Genomic DNA, 25,131 nt, shown 5'->3' on the forward strand with positions numbered 1-25,131 from the left:
TTATTTCTTGAATTCGATGACTTTACTGGCAGGATTAAGATTGATTTCGTCGATCACGCAGTGCGGTCCTGCTTGCAAAATATACATTACCGCATCGACCACGTCGTCGGTATGCAACGCTTGGCCGGCCTGCTTGCCGGGCATAAATCCCAACGACTCGAAAAATTCGGTATCGACCATGCCGGGGTTGACCAGCGAGACCCGCACCGGACTCTTGCCGCATTCGTCGCGCAAAGCCTGGCTGAAACCGCGTACGGCGAATTTGCTCGCGCAATAAATGCTGCCGTTACGACTGCCTTTCAACGCGGCTTCTGAACCAATGTAAACCAAATTGGCGAAGGGACGCTGCTTCAGCTTGGGTAACAACAAACGGGTCAGACAGGCTTGGGCGGTAAAGTTGACCGTCATCAGCCGTTCGATCTGCGCCGCGGAAAACTGCTCCAAGCCGCCGAACTGGCCGTAGCCGGCGGCAAACACCGCCGTATCCAGTTCCGGCGCCAGTTGCTGTATTTGTCTGGCGGCGGCCGGTAAGCGTTCCAGTTCGGCCAAATCCATCTCCACCGCGGCAAAACCGGGATGCTCGGTCTGGAATCGCCGGCCATCGCGCGACACGCCGACCACGCGATGGCCCTGGGCCAACAAACGCCGGGCTATCGCCCGACCGATACCGGAGCTGGCGCCGGTGACCAGCACGTTGCGTTTTACAGCGTGCATGGAAAAAACGCATCTTGCGGGATGTATTCCAGCAGCATCCGGCTGCAGTCCGCCATCATGGTCTGCTCCAGCTCGGCCCGGTAGCTCACCATGCCGGCCGCGGTTTGAAACGGGCTGGCAAACAATTTTTCGTCAGGGTACAGCTTGTGGATTTTCTTGAAATATTGCTCCGGCAAGCGAAACACCCCGAGACTGGCCGAATGCAGTTTGAACGGATCGATCTTAGCGAACACCTGCTCGAATAGCTGGCGGTAAATCTGCCGGTAGTCGTGCTGGTAGATCACCGGATCGAAACGTAACCCAATCGGCCAGCCCTGCCGCTGCAGTTTGGCCGCCGCTTCGATGCGCTTGGCGACCGGAGGCGCCTTGGCTTCGACTTTGCCGGCCACGGCGTCAGGCGCCAGACTGAATGCCACCACGCAGCGCGCCACCGGCTGCCGGTTCAGCAAGGTTCTGATCTGGGTACTCTTGGTGCGCAGTTCCAACCAGGCGTTCGGCAAATCGGCGAATAGCGGCAAGAACTGTTCAGCAAAACCGGTGACCGGTTCGAAGGCCAGGCTGTCGCAATCGTAGCCGGAGAAAAAATACACGTCGTCTGCCGGCGTTTCGGCGCAAATCTCGCGAATCCGGGCCTGAAAATCCTCGTAATTGACAAACAAAACGTAATTGGCCGACTGGTACATGCCTTGCAGGAAGCAATAGCGGCAGTCGTACAGGCAGTTCAGCATGTGGGAGAAGTAGTAATTGCGCTGACCGCCGATGCCGTAGCCGGCAGGCGCCGGTAATACGAATTTCTGGAATTTCTCGGCCAAAATCAGTGCCGGGCGTTGCTTTTGCAGGCGAAAATTCTGCGCCTTGGGATTGAACACTTCGCCGAAGCGCTCGCAAAACACGGTCCGCGCCTTCGGAAAACGCTCCCGAATCGCCTGAGCACGCGGGTGAGATTCGACAGCGGATTCGATGTACAAGGTATCTATCATCGGCAGCGGCACGGAGGCGGAATTGGCCCGGCATTATAAAGGATGGCGGGCCTTACGGAGCGGAACATGCCGTCTGCCCCCAAGGGCGGGAGACTGTCGACCGCTTAGGTGTCGTCTTTCGCCGGCACGGCCGACAAATCGGTTGTAGCCGACTTGGCAGCCGCTTGCTTGCGGAACCGGCGTTTTTGCCATTGCGCGAGGAAGTAGGCGCTGCCCGACAGCGTACCGGCGGCAGTCGCCAACCAACCGAAGATCGGCGCCAGCGTGACGATCAACGGCTCGTCCACCAAACCCAGCCAAACTCCGAATGCGCTCAGTCCGGTTGGTTGCACCGCCGCGGCGGCAGCGGCGGACAAGCCGGCAACAATGCCGGTGGCCATAGAGAGATGTTCAATGCGGGCGGCGATTCGTTCGTGATCCATGAGCGACAAACCAATAACTAACAACGGACTGCTTGCATTTCAGTGCGGATTGAAATTGGCCCGCATCCAAATGCCGATTACAAATTATTCAATCTTACTCCAAAACGGCCAATCCGCAATCCCAGAATTATTTACTTAAAAGAAATAATAAATGAATTTATGGCGCCATTGTAAACCCGAAAAACAAAGCATAAAGTTAACCCAACGCCGCCACTCGCCGATCCCCGATCGAAGGAGCAAAAAAATGAACACCCCGACTTTTTACCGCGACATCACCACCGGCCTGTTTTTCGTTGCCGGCATTCTGAGTTTCGTATCCGGACAATTCATTCTATCCACCATGCTGTTCGGTACCGCGTCTCTAACGGCCAATTTGCAAACAGCCAAACCGGTGCGCGTCTGATTTTGTTGTGCCTCCTCGTTGTGAAGAAGTAACCTCGACGGCCCCCACTTTTGCTCAAGGTGGGGGCTCTTTTTGTCGCCCCCCAACCTTGCCGAAACGGCCTCGCATTGCACCGCGTCACGGCTTCTGCCGATACAACAGCCGATTGAAATGATCGGCGTCCAGCGGCGGACTGAATAAATAGCCTTGTACTTCGTCGCAGGCCAAATCCTTTAGAAACGCCAATTGCTCGTCGGTTTCCACGCCTTCCGCCAACACCGTAAGCCTCAGACTATGGCCCAAAGCCAATATGGAACGGGTAATCGCGCTGTCGTTGGCGTCCTGGGGGATATCCATCACGAAGGAGCGATCGATCTTCAATTTGTCTACCGGCAAACGCTTCAAATAACTCAGCGAAGACTGGCCGGTACCGAAATCGTCGATCGCCAATGCCACGCCCAGGCCGCGCAACGCCTCCATGACCCGGATGTTGCGCTGCGCCTGACGCATGATGTAAGTCTCGGTAATCTCCAGCTCCAGATAGTGGGGCGATAAGCCGGTTTCCGCCAACACCCGGCCCACCATTTCCAACACGTCGCTGCGTTCGATTTGCGCACCCGACAAATTGACCGCCATCCGCTTGAAGCTAGTGCCGCCCTCGATCCAGGTCCGGGCTTGGCGGCAGGCTGTGCGCAACACAAACTCCCCGATCGGGACGATTAAATCGGAATCTTCCGCAATGACGATAAACTTGTCCGGCGGGATCATGCCCCGCTCCCGATGCCGCCAGCGCACTAAGGCTTCCGCCCCGATCAGCGCGCCGTCCGCCAGCGCATACTGCGGCTGGTAGTGCACCTCCAGTTCGCCGCGCTCCAAGGCATCGCGCAATTCGCCCTCCAGAAACAAGCGCTCTTTGGCCCGCTCCGTCAAATGCGATTCGAAAAACTGAAAATTGCCGCGCCCGCGTTCTTTCGCTTGATACATGGCCAGATCGGCATGCTTGACCAAGGTGGTGTAGTCATCGCCGTGGCCCGGAAACAGGCTGATGCCGATCGAGGTGCCGATTTCCAACTTATGGCCTTGTACCAAAAACGGTTGCGCCAGCGCCTGCAACACCTTGCCGGCGACAATTTCGGTATCGCCCAAGCTGGGATTGTTATCCAACAGGATGATGAATTCGTCGCCGCCCAAACGCGCCACGGTGTCGCCTTGACGCAAACTGTCTTTCAAACGCTGGCCGGCCATCCGCAGCACCTCGTCGCCGACCGGATGCCCCAGGCTGTCGTTGACGTGTTTGAATCGGTCCAAATCCAGGAACAACAATGCCAGGGATTGTTTGCTGCGGCGGGCGACCGCCAAACCATGTTCGCAACGCTCGCGAAAAAACTGGCGGTTGGGCAAATCGGTCAACGCGTCGTAATAGGCCAGATAATGGATGTGTTCCGCGTTCTGCTTTTGTTCGCTGAGATCGTAAAACACACTGATGTAACGAATCACCCGGCCGTCGCTATCGCGTACCGAAGAAATGTTCTGCCACAACGGGATCAACGCGCCGTCCTTGCGCCTGTCCCAAATCTCGCCTTGCCATTTCCCTTCCCGCCGCAACGAAGTCCATAGATTTTGGTAAAACTGCTTGGTATGGCGGCCGGACTTCAGCACATTCAGCTTGCGACCGATCACTTCCTCCGGCGCATAACCCATAACGCTACTAAAGACTTGGTTGATCTTCAGAATCTGGGCCTTGGCATCGGTAATCAGAATTGCATTCAGACTGTTATCGAACACGCTGGCCGCCAGGCGCAATTGCTCGTCGACCAATTGTTGATCGGTAATGTCCTGCACGGTACCGACCGAACGCAGCGGCCGGCCCTCGGCGGAATAATAATTCTGGGCGCGAACGTGCACCCATTTGACGCGGCCGTCGGCAAACCGTAAGCGGTACTCGATATCGTAGGGCACCAGGTTGTCGACGGATGCTTTAAAAACCCGGTCGACTTGCTCGCGGTCGTCCGGATGCACCAAGGCCAAAAACGCCTCATAACTCGGCGGAGGCTCCGCCGGTTCCACTTCGAAAATCGGAAAAACCTCGTCCGACCATGCTAAGCGGCCACTGACCAAATCGAGTTCCCAATGGCCCAACTGCGCAATGTGCTGAGCTTCTTTCAACAAGCTCTCGCTGCGGCGCAGACGCTCTTCCTGTTGCTTCAATTCGGTAACGTCGGTGGCACAAATCACCGCCCCCTCTTCCTTGCCTTGCGGGTTGTGTAGCAAAACCCCTTTCAGCCAGTAGTGGCGAAAACTTCCGTCGCCGCTACGCAAGCGGTGTTCCGCGGCATAAACGCCGCGGCTGCGCACCATCTCGTACAACGGCGAGTAAATCGGCCAGGGCACCTGCCCAAGCTCGGTCTGCAGACGTTGCACCTCGGCCGGATGCAGCCAACCATCGGCCGCGCCTTGATGCAAAACCTGTTCCGACTCCGCCAATTCCTGGGCGCAGAGCTGGTTGATCTGACGCACCTTTCCCTCCGGGCCGAGAACGATCATCAGCGCTCCGGTACTATCCATTACCCGCTCGATAAAATCGCTTTGGTGGCGGTATAGCCGATTGGCTTCGCGCAAGGCATTACTTTGCGACTCCAAGGCCTTTAACATCGCGTCGGTATGCTCGGCATCCTGGCTCATCTGCTGCTCCAACGCCGCATTGGCCAACCTTAAAGCAGTTACTTCGGTCCGTAACCGTTCCAATTCCTGCTTCAGCTCCGCCTCGGTCATGTCGACTCGATCTCGAAATACCCGCGCAGCAAGTCCACCGTCCGCTCGACCGCCAGGGCGACCGGCGCCGACAAACCAGGCCGGAACGAGACCACGCTGGCGGCTTCGGCAGTAACGACGCGTAACGCGGGAGGCGCCTCGGGCAATGCTGCGAGAGCTCGCAACAGAAAGCCGACACCGTGGCCGTGGCCGACCGCTGTCGGTTCCGTAGCGATTGCTGACGCCGGCAATTCACGCAGCTTGCCGGGTTGGCCGGCCGGAGCCGAAGCGTCGACAATCACCGCTTCGCAGCAATCCTGAAACAGGACCAGCGCGGAAAGGCCCGGCGTACCGGCATCGAACAAGCGCAGATCGCCGGGCTGCGGTAACTCGGCCAAGCGGCGATAGACGGCCGGCCCGAAGCCGTCGTCGCCATGGAGGGGATTTCCGAAACACAGAATATGCCGCACGCCGCCGGAGCCCCGCTTGATCAAGGCGCAAAATGGCGCTTTTTGCCGGTATCCAGCATATGCACGGTACAGACCAGGCAGGGATCGTGAGAACGAATGATGTGGCCGATTTCTATCGGGTCCTCCGGATCCTGTACTGCGACGCCGACCAAACTTTGCTCCCAATGGCCCGGCAGGCCATTACTGTCGCGCGGCGACGCGTTCCACGCGGTGGGCGTGACGATTTGATAGCGGGCAATCGCACCGTCCTTGATCTTTACCCAGTGCCCCAAGGCACCACGCGCGGCCATGATCAGGCCAAAACCCTCGCCGTCGACCTCGGCCGACTTGCCCGGGTTGAAGATATGCGGTTGGGAAAAATCGACGCTCAATTCGTCCAGCATCCGCCGAGCGCAAACCAGTTCGTAGGCGATGCGCCGGACCCTGGCGAATTGCCGGAGCCAGGCATTGCCGCCTTCCAACGCGTGCAAGGACTCGATCAAGGCATCGCCCCCAATCAATAATTCGGCCAACGGTCCGGTCTGAACCGCCCTATCGCCGTAACGCGGTGCCTTCGCCCAGGTATAGCGGTCGCTATTGGGTTGGAAATCGGGAATGGTTTCGCCGTTTGACGGATGCAATCCGCCTGGGTAAGGCTTGAACCAGGAGTGTCGCACATGTTCGTTAATCATCAGCTGATCCAACGGCGCAATCTGGCCGCTATCGCCGTCGAAAAACCCTCCCGGCACCAGCCGGTCCTGCGGCTGCTCCGGATCGCACCAGGCGCCGTAACTCAGCATATGCGGCGTGCCGGCCGCCATGCGTTGCAAGCCGAGCCCACGCGCACTGCGGCTCAGCAAGCCGAGGGCGCTGGCGGCATGGACCGGGGTTTCCAGCCAGCTGAAATAGGCATCTGCACTGTCCAGCGCCAACCAATCGTCGAGCCCAGCGCCGATAACGGTCTGCTCGTACCAACGCTGAATCTCATCCAATACCGCCCGGCAGGCAATAATTCGGCGCAGGTCTGGCGGAGTGGTGACGCCGCCCGGCAACATGTAAGAAGAATGCGGCCATTGCCCGCCGAATTGGGCGACGATCTCGACCGCCTTGCGGCTCAGCGCCAGCGTCTGCCGGTAAACCGAGCCGCGAAACGGCTCGAAGGCATCCATCAGCTCGGCAAACCAAGGCCGGTCGCTATAGCGGGGGTTGCAGAAGTCCGGGGTAAAGAATAGAAAGGTCTGACGCAGATCGTTCTGTATGCCTTCCGCGATCAGGCATAGATTGCGGATGCGTACCGCGTTGGCCGGCACCGGCAACTGCCAGGCCTGTTCCAGCGCCAAAACCGCCGAATACAGATGCGCCGTGCCGCAAATACCGCAGACGCGGGGAGTGATGACCAAACCGTCGCGCGGCGCCCGACCCAACATGATCTGCTCGAAGCCGCGGTAAAGAGTGCCAACCGTGCGCGCCTGGCTGACGACGCCATCCTCCAACTCGACAGCGATTTCCAGATCGCCCTCGACTCGATTCAAACTCAGGTTCAGTTCAATCTTCGCCATCAGACATCCATTTCTTTGTTGCGCACCCGCGCCGGTGCCGCGGCTCGGGCCAGATTCTTATAGGCCATATAACGGGAGCGCTCGACCCCCAACGGCAATTGGACCGGGATCTCGCCGACTTTCGGCGTGGCGAACAGATCGGCGTCGCGCGGAAAATTCGGTGAGGTACAGCCGAAACAAGGCACACCGGCCCGCGTTTTACTGCTCACGCCATTCCACAGATCGCTATTGCATACCGCCTGCGTCATCGGCCCCTGGCAACCCAGATTGAAAAACAGACAGGCGCGACCGCCCGGCTCCAGTTCTTCAATGTCGTATTCGTGGTATTCGTTACGGGTACAGCCCTGATGCACCACGGTATTGAAGAAGGCCTGCGGCCGATTCAACTCGTCCAACGGTAACGACCAGCCGGCCGCCAAGCCGGCCAGGGTCTGCGTCATCGTGTGCGGATGCGCCGGACATCCGGCGACATTGACGACCGGCAGGCCGCGTCGCGACCGCCATTCCCGCGGCAGCAAACCGCCCGGCCGGTCGCGGTCGAATTGCAAGCCGACGCAGTCGCCGGGATTGGGCGCGGCGGCATGGACGCCGCCAAACGCGGCGCAGGTTCCCATCGCCACCACAACCCCGGCCCGCTGCGCCAACTCGCGCACCATGTCCATTTTCGCCGTGCCGCGGTAACTGTCGTACAAGCCGGTGCCGCGCGGGGCTGTGACGATACTGCCTTCCACACATAAAATATCCAGCGCTTGCTCGTCGGCGACGATGCTCCGATAGAGCTCGTCGTGATGGCGCATCGGTTGATGGGACAGCGACGGATGCCAAAGCATGTCGATGCCGCAGTCTGACAGCAAGTGCTCCAAACTTGGCGCCTCTGCCGACAGAATAGTTAAAGATTCACCGCCGCAGGCGCCGGTTTGTAGCCAGAATAAGGTAGCCATAGGTTTTCCTCGAGCCCGGGTTTCAAGACTTAATCTTAATCAAACAATAATTTAAGCGCCAATCGAAACACAAAACCGGCCGTCAAAACTTGGCGATGCGGCAAACGGGTTTGGGCTTAAGCCTTTTGCGCCGGGACTAACCTTTCAACACCTAGGGAAAATACGTCAGCACCAATTCGGCGATGGTTTTGTTCAACTCGGCATTCTGGGCGTTGACGTATTCCACTTTCTCGTAGAGTTTCAACGAATCGCCAACCGCCGGCATGCTGAATTCGCACATAGTAAACAGCGAATAACACCAGGCGTAAATCACCGGGATATTGGACTTCAGGTGTTTTTGGGTTTCTTGTTGCAACCATTTAATCTGGTCGGTTTTGCTTTGCTGGGTATCGATGATTTCGATGGTAATGTCGGGGAACTCTTTCAGGGCTCTGGCCTTGATGGCTTTGTCTTCTGCAATGTGCTTGTTGTCGAACACATTCAGCGTCATACCCTTTCTATCGACGATATTCGGGATGTCGCCGTGGCGTCCGGAACACACCTTGAAATTCTTGTGGCCTTGGGACCGCAACAACGCGACCAGCGGCAACCAGGAGTTTTCGCCGGTTATCGTCACCGACAGGTAAAGCTGGCCGACCTGGACCCAGGGACAATCTTCGTCTTTGACCTCGCCCGATAACAGATTCTTACTGACCACGCTCGGCTTTGCGGTCGAGTTGTGGTTGTACAAGGTATTGGTCGGTTTAGTCGCCATCCGGAAGTCCGTAGCAAGATCGATTTGGATTTTTCAAGTGTAGTCGGACAAATCCGAAAATCTATCCGCGACCGAGTCCAGACAGGGTGGACCAGGGCCTTGCAGCGGGGATACCGAGAGTAGCCAAATAGATAAAACCAAGCCACCTTTGAAGCGCTCCATAGCTTGAACGTCCGTTATTTGACCGCGCGCACCCAATATGGGCTCAGGCTGCCTATACTGGGTGCAGTTTCCGCAGCCTCGTATTGTCAGACCGGCGATGCCGCGCGCTCCGGAACCGGTGCCTGTAGGCCTGTGTCTGCGCATACTGGTAGAATTGGCGTTTTTAACTCGTTTGCGATCATGCGTCTAATCCGAGGCCTAAATCATCTGGAGCCGTTACGCAACGGCTGCGTATTGACGATCGGCAACTTCGACGGCCTGCATCTGGGCCACCAACTGGTCATCACCAAACTGGCCGAACACGGCCGCCGGCTGAATTTGCCGACCGTGGCGATGGTATTCGAACCGCAACCGCTGGAATATTTTTTGGCCGATCACGCGCCGTCGCGTCTGACTCGCTTGCGCGAAAAAGCCATTCAATTCGCCAAGTTGCCGATCGACGAATTGCTGGTGATGCCGTTCAACCGCAGTCTGGCCGATTACGACGCCGAGCAATTCATCGCCGACATCCTGGTACGGCGGCTGAACGTCAAACACTTGGTGATCGGCGACGATTTTCATTTCGGCAAGGCCCGGCGCGGCAACTTCGCGCTATTACAGCACCGCGGCGAAACTTACGGATTCAGCGTGGAGGATAGCCACTCCTTCGAATTGGCTGGGTCACGGGTCAGCAGTACCTTGATCCGCGACGCGTTGGGGGAAGGCGATCTGGCTCAGGCCAAATCGATGCTGGGCCGCGATTACTCGGTCTGCGGCCGGGTCGCTCACGGCGACAAACGCGGCCGCGAGCTGGGGTTCCCGACCGCCAATGTGCGGATGCAACGCAAGAACACGCCGATTGTCGGCGTCTACGCGGTGACGATGACCGGGCTCGACAGCGCCGAATATCGGGGAGTCGCTAACGTCGGCTCGCGGCCGACCGTCGATGGCGGCTCCAAAGTGGTACTGGAGACACATTTATTCGATTTCAACCAGGATATTTACGGCCAATACGTCGAAGTGCATTTCAAGCACAAACTGCGCGACGAAACCCGCTTTGCTTCGCTCGATCAACTAAAGCAGCAGATCGGTCTCGATGTGACGGCAGCCAAACAGTTTTTCGAAAACACCGATAATAGATGACCGACGATTCGTTTGTCCGCTCGCCCTGTATCCGCAATTGTTGCCTGGACGACAACGATATTTGCCTGGGCTGCTTTCGCTCGCTGGATGAAATCCGTTCGTGGAGCAGTTCCGACAACCCTACCCGCGAACAAATTTTGCGCCGCGCCGAACAGCGGCGCCAATCGTATCCGCAAGCATCTTTTTTTCGGCCTAAGGACCGGTAACCATGACAAATACTACCGAAGACGAATTGGTCCGTAAGGCCTTAAAAAACATCAAAATCCCTCCGGCCCCGCACGTGCTGGACAAACTGCATAAAGAACTGCAGAAAGACGATCCGGAACTGGACGCCATCGCCGAGATTCTGGCTCAGGATGTCGGTTTGTCGGCGCTGGTACTGCGTAGTGTGAATTCGCCGTATTTCGGTTTGCGCACCAAAGCAGTATCGATTCAGCATGCTACCTCGTTGCTCGGCCTGCGCAATATCGTCAATATCGTCGCCGGTCTGGCTTTGCGACGAGTGTTCGAAGAAAACGAAGGCGCCAATCCGCCGAATTTTTGGGATTCGCCGCTAAACGTGGCAATGGCTGCGACCGCCATCGCCCGCGCCGTGTTTTATCCGCGCCCGGACGAAGCCTATATGCTGGGCTTATTCCACAACGCCGGCCACCCGCTGTTGACCCAGCATTTCGCCGGGTATGCCGAGTTCATGTCGCAGCATATCAATACGCCGGAACAGTCGATTTGCACTGCGGAAGACCGCCAATACCAGGTTGAACATGCCGTGCTGGGCTATTTTCTGGCGCGTGCCTGGGGCTTGGAGAAGCGCATCGCCAATGTGATTCGCGACCACCACCAAGTTAAGTCGCGCTTCGCGGCGCGCGATCGCGGCGACGCCAGCGAGCTCAGTTTGTTGGCCATCCTGAAAATGGCCGAACATATCGATAAATTGTTTTGGGGCTATCAACCGGATTACGAATGGCTGGAAATCCAAGACTTGGTGTTGAATTTTGTCGGCTTAAGCGAGCAAGACTTCGCCGATCTGCACCAGGACATTGCCGACAACGTGCTGGGCGGCTTCACCCGTTAATCCGACGCTTGCCCAGTACTGGCCGCAGGTCCAGCGAGTACGCCAGCGCCAGATAAATCAGCATACCCAAACTGCCGCAAAGCCAAACATCCCATTGGTATTGCGCCACCGCGTAACGGTCGGCGCCATATAGGCCCAGCCCCAACGCAAAGTAAAACCCGATCTTGAGCAACGGGTAATCGACCGGATAGTAAATCCGGCCCAAGCCCCAGGACAACGACACCATAAATCCATAACAAACCAGCGTGGCCCAGGCGGCACCAACGTAGCCGTACTCCGGAATCAGCAGGATATTCAACGCCACGGTGACGCCGGCACCGGCCAGCGCCACCCAGGCGCCGAGGCCGGTGCGGTCGCTCAGTTTGTACCAGACCGACAAGTTGACGTAGATGCCGAGCAACAAATTCGCGATCAACAAGATCGGCACCACGGCCAGCCCCTGGCGAAATTCGGCGCCGATGAAATATTGGAACAGGTCGATGAACAAGGCCACCAGCAAAAAGATCGACACGCCGGCAATCACGAAATACTTCATCACCAAGGCATAGGTGCGTTTAGCGTCGTCCCGGCCGGCATAAGAAAAGAAAAACGGCTCGCCGGCATAACGAAAGGCCTGCACGAACAAGGTCATCAGAATCGACAATTTGTAACAGGCGCCGTAAATGCCCAACTGTTGCAGATTGGTTTGCAGATCGTAGGGCAACAGCAGCTTCAAAATCGCCCGGTCCAGCATTTCGTTGACCATACCGGCCAGGCCGATCACAATCATCGGCAGCGAGTAGCGCAGCACCGGCGCCAATACCGCCCGCTCCAAAACAAACGGCACGGCTCTGAACTGCGGCAGCAGCAGCAGCAACTTAGAGGCGCTGGCCGCCAGATTGGCGATAAAGATGTAACCGACGCCGACTTGCGGGTCGTAGTAACGGCCGATCGCGCTATCCGGCCAAATTGCCGCCAGTTTGGGCCAGAGCAGTAACAGCAATAAATTCAAACCGATGGCGATCAGAATCTCGGCCATTTTGATGCCGGCAAAGCGCCAGGCCCGATTCTCGGCCCGCAGTTTGGCGAACGGCAAAGCCGACAAGGCGTCCAGCGCCAGTATCCAGGCGAACCAGAGCGGATATTCCGGATGCTGCGGGTATTGCAACCAGGCCGCCAAATCCTCCTGCCATAACCAGACGCCGCCGGCAAAAGCCAAATTGGCGAGCAGCAACAGGCTCAGCGCGTTGCGGTAAACCCGTTCGCCGGCGAATTCCGGCCGCTGCCGAAAGCGGAAATAGCCGGTTTCCAGGCCCAATACCAGCAACACGGCGACAAAGCCGGCATAGGCGTAGAACTCCGAGACGACGCCGTATTCGCCGGTGCTGAAGGTGTAGGTATAAAGCGGCACCAGCAGGTAATTCAGGAAGCGGCCGAGGATACTGCTCAGGCCGTAGACGGCGGTTTGGGATACGAGTTGGCGTAATGACATGGATCGATAGTGTCGACGAAAGCCGCGGTGCGGCCGGTGGAGCTATTGTATGCGGTTAAGCCGGTGCGGCGGGTCCGGACTGCGCGCAGGCATGTTCGATCAAGATCTCGGCGGCTTCGCGAGCGGCGCGCATCGGCGCCGAACCGCGCTGCATCTGTTCCCGCACCAGTGCACCGGCAATCAGCATCGATAAATGTTTGGACAAATTATCCGGATCGCGAGCGCCGGCCTCGGCGGCCAGCGTCGCCAGCAAGCGGCGAAAACCTTCGGAGAACTCGGCAGCCGCCAGTTGCACCGGGCTGCCGGCCTCGGCGAATTCGGCCGAGGCATTGATGAACGGGCAGCCGCGAAAGGCCGGGCTGGCTTGCAGCCGTTCGAACACGTCGAATACGGCCAGCAGCTTTCGCTGCGGATCGTCGCCGGCTTGGGCCAGTTCCGCTTCGATAACCTCCTGTAAATTGGCCCGGCTTTTACTCAAATGCGCGACCACCAAGTCGTCCTTGGACGGAAAATATTTATACAGGCTCATCTTGGTGGTGCCTGCGGCCTTGACGATGGCATCGACGCCAGTGGTTTTTATCCCTTGGCTGTAAAACAGTTCCGAAGCGACGTCGAGGATATGTTGCTGAAGATTACGGGCCATACGCAGATATTTGCAAAAACGGAGTTGCAACTATACCGACCGGTCTGTATTATTGCAACAGACTGACCGGTCTGTTCTGAAAACACTTTTACTTGATGGAGATCATTCGATGATTACTTTATACGGCATAGCAATCAGCAACTATTACAACAAAGTTAAACTGGCGTTGATGGAAAAGGAAATCGCCTTCGTCGAGGAAGCCTTACGCCCGAGCCAAACCGAAGCGGTGTTGAAACGCTCGCCGCTGGGCAAGGTTCCGTTCATCAAAACCGCAGAGGGCTATTTGTCGGAATCGCAGGCGATTTTGGAATACCTGGAAGACGCGTTTCCGCAACATCCGCTGTATCCGGCAAACGGATTCGAACGCGCTAAATGCCGGGAGTTTATCCAGCACATCGAGCTAAACGTGGAACTGATTGCCCGCCGTCTGTATGCGGAAGCGCTATTCGGCGGCAGCGTGTCGCAGGAGACCAAGGATGAAGTCCGGCAGAAACTCGACACGGGTCTGGCCGGCTTGGCCAAAATGTTGAAACTGGCGCCTTACGCGCTGGGCGACTCGTTCACCGCCGCCGACGTCGTCGCCTGGCCGCATTTGCAATTGGTCGGCTTCGCCACCCAAAAGATTTATGGCGAAAACCTGGTCAACAGCCACATTCCGGGCATCGAGAGCTATATGCAACTGATCGAAAGCCGGCCCCACGCGCAAATCGTAGCCGCCGACCGCGCTGCAGCGCTGGCGGCGTTTTTCGGCAATCAGTAACCGGCCTTTAGCCGCCGGCTTCGAGCGCTTCGAATCCGGCGGCGCAAGCCAGCTGTGCTGTTTTGCGTAGCGTTCTCCATTTAAATTCCACTAAAAATCGCAATTGTGAATTGCAATGGCAAGCCTGCAACCGCTAGCGGAGGTAATGAACTACGTTAAAAAGAAAAGCTCGCTCAGCACACGCGACTTTTTCTGTATCATCATCCGGACCACAACCCACCAAATCGCCACTATGCAGTATGTTTTGATTATTCACGAGGTCGAGTCTTATCCGGCATGGAAGACCATTTTCGACCAAGCGGCGGGCATCAGAAAAAGTGCCGGCGAAATCAGTTACCAATTGCTACGCTATGACGAGGATGCGAACAACATCGTCCATTTTTCGCAGTGGTCTTGCTTGGAAAAGGCCCGCCGCTTTTTCGAATCGGCGGAACTGCTGGAAATCCGCAAGCGCGCCGGAGTGAAAGCGCCCAATTTTATTTATTTGCACGAGCTAGAACGTTGTACGCTTTAGCGCCGCGATTCGCTTTTGGAGTCCCTATGCTTGAAGTGGCCATTCTCGATATTATTCCGGGCAAAGAGACCGATTTCGAGGCGGCATTTGCGGTCGCATCGGCCATCATTGCCAATAGCCCGGGCTATATCTCGCACCAACTGCAACGTTGCGTGGAAAATGAGAGCCGCTATCTTCTGTTGGTGAACTGGCAAACCCTGGAAGCGCATACCATCGGCTTTCGTTCGTCGCCCGAATATCGGGAATGGGCAAGCTTACTACACCATTTTTACAGCCCATTTCCAACAGTGGAGCACTACCAGTTGGTTCTCGAACCGGGAAGCTAACCTAGCGCCCAATTCTCCCTTCACTCACTCCAGGCAACCCAACCCCCAACCCAGATGCAGATACGAGAAGCCGTAATATCCGATGCCGCAGCCCTGTTGCGCTTGTTCAACCAGCTCGATGCCGAAACCGATTTCATGCTATTCGAACCCGGCGAACGCCAAACCACCGAGTCCGAACAACAGGCGATCATCGCGGCGTTTGCCCAAAGCGAGCGGCGTTTCATGTACGTCGCCGAAACGGCAGGCGACATAATCGGTTTTTGCGTGCTGGTGGGCAATCAACAGCGGCGGAACGCGCATACGGCATCGCTGGTGCTCGGCGTGGTCAAGTCGCATTGGCGACACGGTGCCGGCGCGAAGCTGTTGGAAGTTGTTATCGGCAAAGCCGATACGGCCGGAATTGAACGCATAGAACTAACCGTGCGCACCGACAACCAGGCGGCGCTGGCGCTGTATCAAAAGTTCGGGTTCGCGATCGAGGGCGAAAGAATCGGTTCGCTTAACATCGGCGGCAACAGGTTTAACGAATTCTATATGGCTAGGTTTTAACGATGCGTTGCTTAGGATCATCGGTGGACACCGACCGGAACCGCAAAATTGCGTTTGGAATGGGCGAAATAGCCTACGCGCCAAGAACGCGACCTTATCCCGTATAACAGCAGATTGAGCCGGCGCCGAATTCGGGCCGGGCAAAACACTATCGCTAGCCGGGCTCTATACCCGACGGGCGCCAAGTCAGCTTTCGTCCGGACCGGATCAATAAACCAAGCCGGCATCCATTTTCTCGCGTAACGCGTCCAGATATTCCGGACCCACCGCGAGTTCGTGCCCGGAATCCTTTAGCGCGACCTTGTAGACTTCGTTCTCGCCCGGCCGCGGCCGCAAGCTGCGGATCTGGCGGATATTCACCAAGTGGCTGCGGTGAATCTGCACCAAGCCCAGTCCGGGGTATTTGTGCTCCCACTCCTTTAGCGCGCCGTAAACGCCGTCCAGAGCCGTGCCGTTACTTAGCTGGATGCGCAAACTGTTGGCGGCGTTATTTTTGGCGACAAATACGATTTCCTGCGGATCGACGTATTCGACATGGGTTTCGCGCTCGTCGAAGCGGTTGACGATGCGGTGGCGGATTTTGATTCGCTGCGGCAAGGCTGCGCCAGCGACTGCGGTCTGCACCGCCTGGCGCCGAATCCAGTTCAAGGCTTCGTCGACCTTGGCATCGTCCAGCGGTTTCAACAAATAATGGGCCGGATGCAGCCGGTGCGCCTCTACCGCGGTCTGCGGATGACCGGTGATGAAAACGATCCAAGGCGCGGCCGGCAAGCTGTTGATGGCGTAAGCCAGATCCAGCCCGGCGCGCTCGCCTTCGGTTTGAATGTGGATATCCAGAAACACGCCACTGATATTCCTATCGGCTTGCAAAGCCGCCCAGGCGTCCCGTGCGCCGGCCGCCTCGGCGACCGGCTCGAAATCCGGATGCCGGCGGCGCAAAATATCTTTCAGTTCGTCGCGGGCCAGATATTCGTCGTCGACGAGCAATATGCGTTGTTTGGCTACCATGTTGTGGTCCTCTTCGGAATGGTCAAAACGACTTCGGTGCCGTGGCCCGGCCAACTATTGATGACCAGACAGGATTGGCGCGGAAAGGCCAGCTTCAGGCTGCGCTTCAGTTGATACAGGCCGCTACCGTTGCCGGCCGCGGATTCCACCGGCCGGTTGCCCAATTCTTTCAAGCGCGGGTCAGCGATGCCGCAACCGGTATCGCTGACCCGCAAGGTCAGGGTTGCGCCGTGGTCGACGCCGATGATGTCGATTTTCAACGGCCGGTTTTGGCCTTGCATCCCGTGCAACAGTGCATTCTCGGCCAGGGTTTGCAGGCAACGCGGCGGCAATTGGCACGGCAACAGTTGCGGCGAGATATTGCGTTGGAATTGAAACGCGTCCGGAAAGCGCAGACGCTGGAAATCCAGGTAACGTTCGACTTGGGTAATTTCCTGTTGCAGCGAGATCGAATTGGCGCCGGTGTTGGTGCGGGTGTCGTCCAGAAACCGTGCCAGCTTGACGACGTACTGCGCCGCGGCGTCGGGATCGCGCCGAATCAAGGCCTTGATCGCATTCAACGTGTTGTTCATGAAATGCGGTTCGATTTGCGCGTTCAAGGCCCGCAGTTCGGCTTGGCGGGCCTGATTGACCAAGCGGTCGCGCTCCAGATCCTGCATCACAAACAAGAACGACAACAAGCCGAAGGTATTGACCACCGCCACCGGCAGCGCGGTCTCCACCACCAGCGCCAGCGCGTCGGCCATCGGCGTCACCAGCGCCAACAAAACCGCTTTTTGCATCAGAGTACCGAGCAAGGCGATGAATGCCGCACCGCGCAAACGTTTGGCCAGGATCGGCCACCAGCGTACCGCCAACCCGGCCCAAACGCCCTGCAGCAGTGTCGCCACGGCGCTGGCTTCGCCGGCGAAACCGCCTAACAGGTAACGCTCGCCGCCGGCGGCGAGACCGGCGCCGAAGCCGATCCAGGGTCCGCCGGTGATGCCGGCCGCCAGCACCATCAAATCGCGAAACCCGATCACGGCCTGCGAATGTTTCAATGCATCCGACAAGTCCGCCGGCCAGGCGATGCGCTTGCCCAATTGGTGAATGTCCAACAAAAACCCGCTATGGGTGCCTATCATTGCAAAGATGCCAAAAAACGCCGAACACACCAAACGGTTGCGCCACAGGTAACTGTCGCCGCGCAAGGCCTGCCTGAGCCAGTCGATCCGAATCGATACGTGGGCTGCAATCAACACCACGCACACCCGTTGCGACAGTTGCGCGGTATTGTCCAGCCAGTGGAACAGCATCTCGTTAGCGATGGGGTAGTGCATGGTGTGTCCTTGTTTTGCTTATTTCCGACTATTCCGTTCCGGCCATCCGCTAACGTAGCGGCAGTCGGCCAAAATCGGGTACGACTTCAACAAACCCGGCTTAACGCCAGATTAAAACCGGACTGACATTTATCTTCCGCCGCCGGCAAGGCCATTGCCGGATTTCGCCACCGTTTCCCGGCGTTTGAACATCGATTGCCGCCTTTTCGTTCAGCCGGGCTGGCGCTTGGCTGCCGATGCTAAATACTGCCGGCGCGGCTGAAGCAAAACACCGGGTACTCGACAACACCGGCAAACCCAGGTTGAAAAACCACGAACCATCCGCCGCTCGCGGCAACCGCGGCCGTAACATAACAACCCATATCGGAGGCACCATGAAACGCTCATTAGTTTTGTTGCTCTTGCAACTGTTTCTCGCCGACTACGCGCAAGCCCAGGCTTCCCAGCCGCCGCCGGAGCAAGTGCAATTCGGCCGGGAGACACTGCAATGCGCTGCGTTCAGCCCTTACGTCGGCAGCCTGACGCCGGAGCACGGTCCGCCGCCGTCCCGGCAATTGATAGACGGTCTGCTCGACCAGCTTATCGAGCAAACCCCATTTCGCTGCATCATGACTTACGGCGTCATCAATGGCCTCGGCGAAGTATTCGCCTCGGCCCAAACCCGGCATCTTAAAGTCATCGCCATCGTCTGGCTGGACAAGGATATAGCGATGAATACCCACTCCATCGCCGCCGGCATCGAAACGGCCAAATCCTACCCGGAAACGATTATCGCTATGAGCTGCGGCTCGGAAGTCCGCACCCGCCACGGCAACCGTTTCGACGGCGAAATCTTGCGCTGCATAGACAGTTTGCGCCGGGCCGGGGTCCGCCAGCCGCTCACAACCATCGACACCTGGTGGGAATGGTGCGACCGCAGCCTGACCTGCCGGCCAACCTTGTTTGCCGACAAGGTGGACTGGATAGGCACCAATATTTTTCCGTGGTGGGAGAATAAATTTTCGCCGATTCACTCCTGCACGACCGCGGAACAAGCCGCCGATTTCCATATCGCCCGGGTTGAGGATCTACGCCGGACCTATCCCGACAAAGACGTGGTGATTACCGAATTCGGCTGGCCGAACGGCCCGGAAGGCGGCTCGGAAACCAATCGCCACACCGGCCAACGCTGCGGGATCGCCAACTCGGAAAATCAGGCCTTGGTGGTGCGTTCCACCTTCGAAAAACTGGCGGAACGGGGGTGGTCCGGCGTCGTGTTCGAAGCCTTCTCCGAAAACTGGAAACCGGGCAGCGAAGGGATTTTCGGTAGTTTTTGGGGGCTATGCCAAGGCCTGGAACCTTATTCCTGCCTGCAACCGTTCGCCGACAAAGAACATTAAAGCAACAGACTACTCAAGCAACGGTGGGGAACAAGCCCCACCGTTGCCGGCAAACTCGATGGGCTTGTGTACAGATCAGCAACGAAACTCCGGCAAAAATACCGATTTTGCTTTCCAATTATCGCTCCAGCGTTTGTAAGCCTCCTTGGCGGAATGGCCGGCGCCGATCGCCAGCGGGCAAGAACAAACCCAGATATGTTTGATCAACTTCATCTTCGGTTTAGTCATGAGCGGATACTCCGTGTTGTTTGCAATTGGTTCGGGCGGCATTCTGGCCGCGCTGCCTTACAAATTGCTTAACAAACCGACGCTTCAATGTGAGCCGGGTCCGCTACCGGCACCGATGTCAAGCCACTTTCACAGTCACGCGACATGCAATATTTTTTTTTAATTCGAATGGATAGCAAAAATTTGACGGACTTATAACGCTAGAGTAGATTGCAAAAGCCTTCGCCTCAAAAGTTTACGCTGTGTCGCTCAGAGGCTCTCAACTCTACAGGAGGTTTTATGCATTGCTTTGCCCGACTGCGCACTATCGCCGCCACACTCGCCTTGATTTTAATGACTCAACCGACGCTGGCCGGCACCATCCTGTCGCCGGTGGCGGTGATCAACAATACGATAGGCAATTACAAAGGCATCTCGGGGTTTCCGGCCAATACCGACGAGACGCCGATGTTCAACCAATCAGGCCTTTCGTTGAGCTTCACCAGCGGTGCCACGGATTTCGCCGCATACATCGCCTCGAATCCAACCCATATCGGCGGCACCCCGGAAATCGGCAACGGCTGGATCAGCCCGGCTTATTGCCCGTGCACTGGCATTCTTGATTTCGACTTAGGCGCCAACTACAGCATCAAACAGATGGCGTTGTGGAACATGGCTGCCAACAGTGGCGCCAATGTGGCGGAAATCAGCCTGTATAGTTCGACGACCGCCGATTTCGCCAACCCCACTGCTGTAGGTTCATTTACCAATCCGGAAATGCCGGACGATAACCGGCCGCGCGCGCCCTATCCGGCAACGGTATTCGACCTGGACGACTCGGTCGGTCGCTACGTCAGATTGCAGATCCATACCTATTACGACGCTTACCTGGTTTCGGAAATCGGCGAAATCGCATTCGACGTCAGCGCCGTACCGCTACCGCCGATGCTATGGCTGTTTGCCGCCGCCTGCTTCGGCATCCTTAGCGCCGGCAGGCCACAGCGAACCGCGCTACCGAGTTAGCTCGCTACGAAATCCGGCGCCCTGAATCGCTCGAAGCGGCGCCGGTACCCGAGGAAATGCCCGCTAACGGTTCCCCTCGTTAAAAACTGCCTGTAAAATCCGCCGACTTCATTACCGCGATTTCCCGGAGCAGCGCAGTCATGGGCAGAGCCTATCAAAACCGAAAAGTATCGATGGCCAAAACGGCCGACGCCAAAACCAAGATTTACAGCAAATACGGCCGCGAAATCTATGTGGTCGCCAAGTCCGGCGGTGTCGACCCGGCCGGCAACCTGACCTTGCGCGGCTTGATCGACCGAGCCAAGAAGGACCAAGTGCCGTCCCACGTGATCGAGAAGGCGTTGGACAAAGCCAAAGGCGCCGGCGGGGAGGATTTCGCCCCGGCGCGTTACGAAGGCTTCGGTCCCGGCGGCTGCATGGTCATCGTCGACTGCCTGACCGATAACCCGAACCGCACCTTTAACGACGTCCGCCTGTGTTTCACCAAAACCAAGGCCAAGATCGGTACGCCGGGTACGGTCGGCCACATGTTCGACCACTCGGCGATTCTGGCGTTCAAGCACGACGACGAAGACGCGGTGTTGGAGGCCTTGCTGAATGCCGACGTCGACATCACTGACATGGAAAACGACAACGGTAAACTCACCGTTTTCACGCCGCATTCGGATTATTTCAAGGCTAAACAAGCCCTGTTGGACCTGCTGGGAGAGATCGACTTCGAAGCCGACGAGATTCAGTTTTTACCGAAAGGATCGACGCCGATCAGCGGCGATGACGTAGCGATGTTCGAAAAATTTCTGGATATGTTGAACGATCTGGACGACGTGCAAAACGTCTACCACGACGCCGAGTACTAAAGCTCAAGTCTGACTGCGATCCAGCCAATGCTCGACCGCCGGCGCCCGGTAGCCGGCGTAGCGATCCAGCAGCGCTGACGGCTCGGCTTCCACCATCAACATCGCCCGCTGCTGCGGTTTGACGAATTGTTCGGCAGTAACATGATCCAGGAATCGAATCAACGTATCGTAATAACCACCGATATTCAGCACGCCGCAGGGTTTGTCGTGGAAGCCGAGCTGAGCCCAGGTCCAGATTTCGAACAGTTCTTCCAGGGTACCGATACCGCCGGGCAACGCGATAAAACCGTCAGCCAACTCGGCCATCCGCATTTTGCGTTCGTGCATTGATGCGGTGACGTGCAACTCGGTCAAATCGGGATGAGCCACTTCCTTGGTCGCCAGGGCCTGCGGAATTACGCCAACCACACGGCCGCCAAGTTCTAATACCCGATCCGCGACCACTCCCATCACGCCGATACCGGCGCCACCGTAAACCAAACGCAAATCGCGCTCGACCAAGGCTTCGGCCAGTCGCCGGGCGCCGGCGGCGTAAATTTCGCTACGGCCCGGACTCGAACCGCAGTAAACACAGATACTGCGTATGGCAGCCATTTTTCAAATCCCAAAAGATTGTTCGGTGCAAAAAGGCAGCGATTGCCGATAGATTGCTTCCGCCCCGCCTGGCCGGCTGTTGGACTGAAAGCGCTCAGTCGCCGCGGTCGGAATCCGCCGACGAATCGCCGTCAGACTTATCGCCGTCGCGGTTTTCCTTGGCCAAAACCTTGGTCGCAAAAAACAAACCGCCGACCAAGGCCAGCACCATTACCACCTCTAGCAACATTCTCATCATAACGGCGACCTCTTGGCTGAAGTTGGCGTAACGGCATCCGGGCGGATGCTGCAGCCGACGTTTTAGACCTCGGTCAGGCCGCTGTCAACCATGCCGCCGTCAGGGTTAAGCGCCGGTTTTGCCTTGCTTCAAGTCATTTTCCAATTGTTCGTGCGCCCGCTCCAACTTGGCGAATACCCGCAAAATGTCGGTGGCGGAGAGGATGCCGACCAATTTGTCTTTTTCGACGACGGGCAATGCGCCGATGCGGTGGTCGGCCATCATCGCGGCCGCCGCCGAAGCCGGCGTATCCGGCGTCACGGTGTAGACGCCGCGGTGCATGATGTGCACGACTTTCTGCGAGACCACGTGCAACTGGGTGTTGTCCTTGTTGGCTTCGACGACGTTGGAATTGCTTTTCGGGCCCAAGGCCTTATACAAATCGCGGTCCGAGACGATACCGACCAGTTTGCCTTTCTCGACCACCGGCAGATGGCGGATTTTTTCGTAGTGGATCAGAAAAAACACCCGGTCGATTAGGTCGTGGGGTTCTACGGTAAACACCTTGGTGGTCATCAATTCCGAAACTAGCATGTCGTTCTCCGCTACAGGTTCAATCCTTTACAAAGGATCCGGTTATTGGCTAATAGTCCGAGCATAGGCGGCAAAAATCAAGCGCCGCATTCCGGCAAGTACAAGGGGCCGATTACATCCAGATGTGTCAGATACAAACGCATATCGAACTCCATCTGCCGGTGACCCGGCTGCATATGTTCGCACAGCTGGTAAAACGCTTTATTGTGTTGTTTTTCGCGCAAATGGGCTAATTCGTGGACGACGACCGTATCCAGCACCGGCAGCGGCGCAGTTTTGAAAACCGACCCGATGCGGATCTCATTTTTGGATTTCAATCGTCCGCCCTGTACCCGCGAAACAGTGGCGTGCAAGCCCAAAGCCTGGTGTTCGATATCGATTTTGTCGTCGTATACGATCTTGCCGAGGGGCGCGGATTGGCGCAGGAAGCGGTTTTTCAAATCCATCACATACGCATACAGCGCTTTGTCGGATTTGATGTCGTGGGCCAGCGGATATTTTTGCAACAGAATTGCAGTCATGCGACCGCTATCGAGCAAACGGCCGACTTGATCCAGGACGTCGGTCGGATAGCCGGCCAGGTATTTCAGCGGCGGCATAAGCTTGTAACCGCCGGTATCGGAATCCGCACCGGTCAGTCCCAGGGCGGTTCATCACCGTCGTAAGCGACGAAGTTGCTATCGGCCGGCTGGGTAATATTTGCCGCCAACACCGCAACCGGCGTCGCGGAATCTGCCTTGGCGGCGGGTTCCGCGGCACCCAGCCATTGGCCGAACGGCTCCGGATCCTTGCCGGCCGGGATATACCATTTTTTGTTGGCGGCATCCCACCGCGCCCCAAGCGCTTTCGCGGCGTCTTTTTGCGCGTAAGGCACATTCAAATAGGTTTTTGCGGCCGTGGTCATACGATGCGCGGCGAAGTCGAAGTCTCAATCATGCCGGCATTGTAAATGATTGGCCGCACCAGCCAAACCGTCAATCGTCGGCTAAACGCAATCCTTTCCGTCCGCGGCCGGCGCGGGACGCAAGCAATCAGTTTTCCCGATTCTTCCGGTTTATGTTGATGTTGCTGGCAAAGGTGGTCGTGGCGAACAACAGCGACGAAATAATAAACTCGCCGGATAAGAAGCCGACGATTCCAGTGATGAAGGCCAAACCGTTCAAAATATCTTTTTGTGCGTTAGTCATGGTCTACTCCAATAGTCAAACCCATGGCTAGACTATAGGGGCGACCAATTTAATTAACAATGGCACAAATAACACACACATTGTTTCTCAAAATCGCACAAAAGCCAGCAAGCAAGCTCCAAGGCCCCAGCGCTCACTACCGGGGCCGCTTGGGATTTCGCATCTTCGGGGCTTGGCCGCTGATCTCAAAGGGGGCGGCGAAAACGACTGCCGGACATTTAGCCTGATGCCTATGCACCCGGTTGCCGGCACTAGCCAATCGCTGCGATTGGCCTGGCCTGGATCGGCTCGACTAGGACCGGGCTGCCCCATAAGGCCGAAACCACCGAACTGGCGTTGCTGCCCGCCGCGCTGGACAGGAAACGGGTGCGCGCCGGCTCCGGGCGCAATGCCGAGGCTCGTTGATTGCCCAGGCGCCGAGCCAATTCCTTGGCCACCGCGGTGGCCGGATCGATGATGGCCCGCTCGGGACCGATGATTTCTCTGACCAGCGGCAGTAAAAACGGATAATGGGTACAGCCCAACACAATGGTATCAGCTCCGGCCGCCAGCAGCGGCGCCAGATACGTTTCCAGCAAGGCCCGGCTGGCGGGACTATCCAACTCGGCTTTTTCCACCTGCTCCACCAGGCCGGGGCAAGGTTGCAACAGGATATCGACGTCCTGGCCATATGCCGCGCACAGCCGGGCCACGTTGGCGCTAGCCAGCGTCTGGCGAGTCGCCAACACGCCGATCACGCCGGATTGGGTGATGCCGGCAGCCGGCTTGATCGCCGGCTCGATCGCCACCACCGGCAACGGGCACCAGGCGCGCAGTTTTTCGATCGCCACGACGGTAGCGGTATTGCAAGCGACGACAATGGCCTTAGCGCCCTCGTCGATTAAAAATCCGGCAATGGCAGCCGACCGGTCTTCGATGAAACCGGCATCGCGGTCGCCGTAAGGCGCGTAACCGGAATCGGCCACGTACAGCAAATCTTCATTGGGCAACTCGGCGCGGATCGCCCGCAACACGGACAATCCGCCCACGCCCGAATCAAATACACCGATCGGCGCGTCGGCGGCAGGCATTTTCATGATAGAACTGATGACGAACTTGGTTTGGTAAACGCTATTGGCCGGTAACTATATCAGCATCGGTAACAGATCGGGGGCGTGCGCTCGAAACCGATGTAT

31 protein-coding genes are annotated in these 25,131 nt (G+C 57.4%); 11 read left to right on the top strand and 20 right to left on the bottom strand.

Features of this window, described 5'->3' with window-relative positions:
- From ACH518_RS02540 to ACH518_RS02550, 3 genes are all read right to left on the bottom strand, one after another.
- Window positions 1–714, bottom strand: coding sequence for an SDR family oxidoreductase (locus ACH518_RS02540; RefSeq protein ID WP_445371749.1), 714 nt, complete (start codon window positions 712–714; stop codon window positions 1–3).
- The gene (locus ACH518_RS02545) at window positions 702–1,694 is read right to left on the bottom strand and encodes an SPL family radical SAM protein (protein WP_445371750.1); all 993 of its coding nucleotides are present in this window, start codon (window positions 1,692–1,694) and stop codon (window positions 702–704) included. The genes ACH518_RS02540 and ACH518_RS02545 overlap by 13 nt, the downstream gene beginning before the upstream one ends.
- Window positions 1,695–1,798: 104 nt before the next feature.
- A complete protein-coding gene (locus ACH518_RS02550) occupies window positions 1,799–2,116 on the bottom strand; it encodes a hypothetical protein (protein ID WP_445371751.1) in 318 nt (105 codons plus the stop codon).
- 244 nt (window positions 2,117–2,360) lie between these two features.
- Between ACH518_RS02550 and ACH518_RS02555 the strand changes: the two genes are divergently transcribed.
- Window positions 2,361–2,519, top strand: coding sequence for a hypothetical protein (locus tag ACH518_RS02555; RefSeq protein ID WP_186289590.1), 159 nt, complete (start codon window positions 2,361–2,363; stop codon window positions 2,517–2,519).
- Between the two features lie 117 nt (window positions 2,520–2,636).
- Here ACH518_RS02555 and ACH518_RS02560 read toward each other — a convergent pair whose 3' ends face one another.
- The 5 genes from ACH518_RS02560 to ACH518_RS02580 form a co-directional block, all read right to left on the bottom strand.
- Complete coding sequence (locus tag ACH518_RS02560) at window positions 2,637–5,270, bottom strand: sensor domain-containing protein (RefSeq protein WP_445371752.1); 2,634 nt, start codon at window positions 5,268–5,270, stop codon at window positions 2,637–2,639.
- Entirely contained in the window at window positions 5,267–5,743 is a 477-nt protein-coding gene (locus ACH518_RS02565; RefSeq protein WP_278210394.1) for a hydrogenase maturation protease, read from the bottom strand. Before ACH518_RS02565 ends, ACH518_RS02560 begins: the two co-directional genes overlap by 4 nt.
- Complete coding sequence (locus tag ACH518_RS02570; RefSeq protein WP_445371753.1) at window positions 5,740–7,257, bottom strand: nickel-dependent hydrogenase large subunit; 1,518 nt, start codon at window positions 7,255–7,257, stop codon at window positions 5,740–5,742. Before ACH518_RS02570 ends, ACH518_RS02565 begins: the two co-directional genes overlap by 4 nt.
- Window positions 7,257–8,198, bottom strand: coding sequence for an NADH:ubiquinone oxidoreductase (locus ACH518_RS02575; protein ID WP_445371754.1), 942 nt, complete (start codon window positions 8,196–8,198; stop codon window positions 7,257–7,259). Before ACH518_RS02575 ends, ACH518_RS02570 begins: the two co-directional genes overlap by 1 nt.
- A 151-nt stretch (window positions 8,199–8,349) precedes the next feature.
- A complete protein-coding gene (locus ACH518_RS02580; RefSeq protein WP_445371755.1) occupies window positions 8,350–8,952 on the bottom strand; it encodes a hypothetical protein in 603 nt (200 codons plus the stop codon).
- Window positions 8,953–9,294: 342 nt separating this feature from the next.
- Here ACH518_RS02580 and ribF point away from each other — a divergent pair, with 342 nt between their 5' ends.
- The 3 genes from ribF to ACH518_RS02595 are packed head-to-tail and all read left to right on the top strand — an operon-like array spanning window position 9,295 to window position 11,308.
- A complete protein-coding gene (gene ribF, locus ACH518_RS02585; RefSeq protein WP_445371756.1) occupies window positions 9,295–10,236 on the top strand; it encodes a bifunctional riboflavin kinase/FAD synthetase in 942 nt (313 codons plus the stop codon).
- A complete protein-coding gene (locus ACH518_RS02590) occupies window positions 10,233–10,442 on the top strand; it encodes a DUF1289 domain-containing protein (protein ID WP_445371757.1) in 210 nt (69 codons plus the stop codon). Before ribF ends, ACH518_RS02590 begins: the two co-directional genes overlap by 4 nt.
- A gap of 2 nt (window positions 10,443–10,444) precedes the next feature.
- Window positions 10,445–11,308, top strand: a complete 864-nt coding sequence (locus ACH518_RS02595) for an HDOD domain-containing protein (RefSeq protein ID WP_445371758.1) — start codon at window positions 10,445–10,447, stop codon at window positions 11,306–11,308.
- Here the strand turns inward: ACH518_RS02595 and ACH518_RS02600 are convergent.
- Together ACH518_RS02600 and ACH518_RS02605 are read right to left on the bottom strand one after the other, a co-directional pair.
- The gene (locus ACH518_RS02600) at window positions 11,298–12,779 is read right to left on the bottom strand and encodes a polysaccharide biosynthesis protein (protein ID WP_445371759.1); all 1,482 of its coding nucleotides are present in this window, start codon (window positions 12,777–12,779) and stop codon (window positions 11,298–11,300) included. The two genes, ACH518_RS02595 and ACH518_RS02600, sit on opposite strands and share 11 nt — an antisense overlap.
- A gap of 55 nt (window positions 12,780–12,834) precedes the next feature.
- Complete coding sequence (locus ACH518_RS02605; protein WP_445371760.1) at window positions 12,835–13,422, bottom strand: TetR/AcrR family transcriptional regulator; 588 nt, start codon at window positions 13,420–13,422, stop codon at window positions 12,835–12,837.
- A gap of 109 nt (window positions 13,423–13,531) precedes the next feature.
- Between ACH518_RS02605 and ACH518_RS02610 the strand changes: the two genes are divergently transcribed.
- From ACH518_RS02610 to ACH518_RS02625, 4 genes are all read left to right on the top strand, one after another.
- A complete protein-coding gene (locus tag ACH518_RS02610; protein ID WP_140912737.1) occupies window positions 13,532–14,182 on the top strand; it encodes a glutathione S-transferase family protein in 651 nt (216 codons plus the stop codon).
- Window positions 14,183–14,327: 145 nt separating this feature from the next.
- Window positions 14,328–14,696, top strand: a complete 369-nt coding sequence (locus tag ACH518_RS02615) for an antibiotic biosynthesis monooxygenase (RefSeq protein WP_445371761.1) — start codon at window positions 14,328–14,330, stop codon at window positions 14,694–14,696.
- 26 nt (window positions 14,697–14,722) lie between these two features.
- Window positions 14,723–15,022 carry an antibiotic biosynthesis monooxygenase family protein gene (locus tag ACH518_RS02620; protein WP_445371762.1) on the top strand — a complete coding sequence of 100 codons (300 nt, stop codon included), beginning with the start codon at window positions 14,723–14,725 and terminating at the stop codon, window positions 15,020–15,022.
- A 54-nt stretch (window positions 15,023–15,076) separates the two neighbouring features.
- On the top strand, window positions 15,077–15,571 hold the full coding sequence (locus ACH518_RS02625; RefSeq protein WP_445371763.1) for a GNAT family N-acetyltransferase: 495 nt from the start codon (window positions 15,077–15,079) through the stop codon (window positions 15,569–15,571).
- Between the two features lie 207 nt (window positions 15,572–15,778).
- On the opposite strand, the gene ACH518_RS02630 is transcribed toward ACH518_RS02625, so the two are convergent.
- Window positions 15,779–16,579 (bottom strand): LytR/AlgR family response regulator transcription factor, encoded by an 801-nt coding sequence (locus ACH518_RS02630; protein WP_445371764.1) that lies wholly within the window; start codon window positions 16,577–16,579, stop codon window positions 15,779–15,781.
- Window positions 16,573–17,898 carry a LytS/YhcK type 5TM receptor domain-containing protein gene (locus ACH518_RS02635; protein WP_445371765.1) on the bottom strand — a complete coding sequence of 442 codons (1,326 nt, stop codon included), beginning with the start codon at window positions 17,896–17,898 and terminating at the stop codon, window positions 16,573–16,575. Before ACH518_RS02635 ends, ACH518_RS02630 begins: the two co-directional genes overlap by 7 nt.
- A 374-nt stretch (window positions 17,899–18,272) precedes the next feature.
- Here ACH518_RS02635 and ACH518_RS02640 point away from each other — a divergent pair, with 374 nt between their 5' ends.
- Entirely contained in the window at window positions 18,273–19,277 is a 1,005-nt protein-coding gene (locus ACH518_RS02640; RefSeq protein ID WP_445371766.1) for an exo-beta-1,3-glucanase, read from the top strand.
- Window positions 19,278–19,352: 75 nt separating this feature from the next.
- On the opposite strand, the gene ACH518_RS02645 is transcribed toward ACH518_RS02640, so the two are convergent.
- Window positions 19,353–19,505 (bottom strand): hypothetical protein, encoded by a 153-nt coding sequence (locus ACH518_RS02645; RefSeq protein WP_186289592.1) that lies wholly within the window; start codon window positions 19,503–19,505, stop codon window positions 19,353–19,355.
- Window positions 19,506–19,784: 279 nt separating this feature from the next.
- Between ACH518_RS02645 and ACH518_RS02650 the strand changes: the two genes are divergently transcribed.
- Together ACH518_RS02650 and ACH518_RS02655 are read left to right on the top strand one after the other, a co-directional pair.
- Window positions 19,785–20,507: a hypothetical protein gene (locus ACH518_RS02650; RefSeq protein ID WP_445371767.1), complete on the top strand. Its 723-nt coding sequence runs from the start codon at window positions 19,785–19,787 to the stop codon at window positions 20,505–20,507.
- A gap of 140 nt (window positions 20,508–20,647) precedes the next feature.
- Window positions 20,648–21,364, top strand: coding sequence for a YebC/PmpR family DNA-binding transcriptional regulator (locus tag ACH518_RS02655; RefSeq protein WP_445371768.1), 717 nt, complete (start codon window positions 20,648–20,650; stop codon window positions 21,362–21,364).
- A 3-nt stretch (window positions 21,365–21,367) separates the two neighbouring features.
- Here the strand turns inward: ACH518_RS02655 and ACH518_RS02660 are convergent, their stop codons facing one another.
- From ACH518_RS02660 to murI, 7 genes are all read right to left on the bottom strand, one after another.
- Window positions 21,368–21,958 (bottom strand): LOG family protein, encoded by a 591-nt coding sequence (locus ACH518_RS02660; RefSeq protein ID WP_445371769.1) that lies wholly within the window; start codon window positions 21,956–21,958, stop codon window positions 21,368–21,370.
- Between the two features lie 94 nt (window positions 21,959–22,052).
- The gene (locus tag ACH518_RS02665; RefSeq protein ID WP_186289593.1) at window positions 22,053–22,196 is read right to left on the bottom strand and encodes a hypothetical protein; all 144 of its coding nucleotides are present in this window, start codon (window positions 22,194–22,196) and stop codon (window positions 22,053–22,055) included.
- 105 nt (window positions 22,197–22,301) lie between these two features.
- Window positions 22,302–22,769, bottom strand: a complete 468-nt coding sequence (locus ACH518_RS02670; RefSeq protein WP_445371770.1) for a CBS domain-containing protein — start codon at window positions 22,767–22,769, stop codon at window positions 22,302–22,304.
- Between the two features lie 77 nt (window positions 22,770–22,846).
- A complete protein-coding gene (locus ACH518_RS02675) occupies window positions 22,847–23,368 on the bottom strand; it encodes a M48 metallopeptidase family protein (RefSeq protein ID WP_445371771.1) in 522 nt (173 codons plus the stop codon).
- A 35-nt stretch (window positions 23,369–23,403) separates the two neighbouring features.
- Complete coding sequence (locus tag ACH518_RS02680) at window positions 23,404–23,673, bottom strand: DUF5710 domain-containing protein (protein ID WP_445371772.1); 270 nt, start codon at window positions 23,671–23,673, stop codon at window positions 23,404–23,406.
- A gap of 127 nt (window positions 23,674–23,800) precedes the next feature.
- On the bottom strand, window positions 23,801–23,956 hold the full coding sequence (locus ACH518_RS02685; protein WP_278210368.1) for a hypothetical protein: 156 nt from the start codon (window positions 23,954–23,956) through the stop codon (window positions 23,801–23,803).
- 251 nt (window positions 23,957–24,207) lie between these two features.
- Window positions 24,208–25,032: a glutamate racemase gene (gene murI / locus ACH518_RS02690; protein WP_445371773.1), complete on the bottom strand. Its 825-nt coding sequence runs from the start codon at window positions 25,030–25,032 to the stop codon at window positions 24,208–24,210.
- Window positions 25,033–25,131 lie beyond the last annotated feature (99 nt).

It is taken from the genome of Methylomonas sp. HW2-6, from assembly GCF_052474525.1.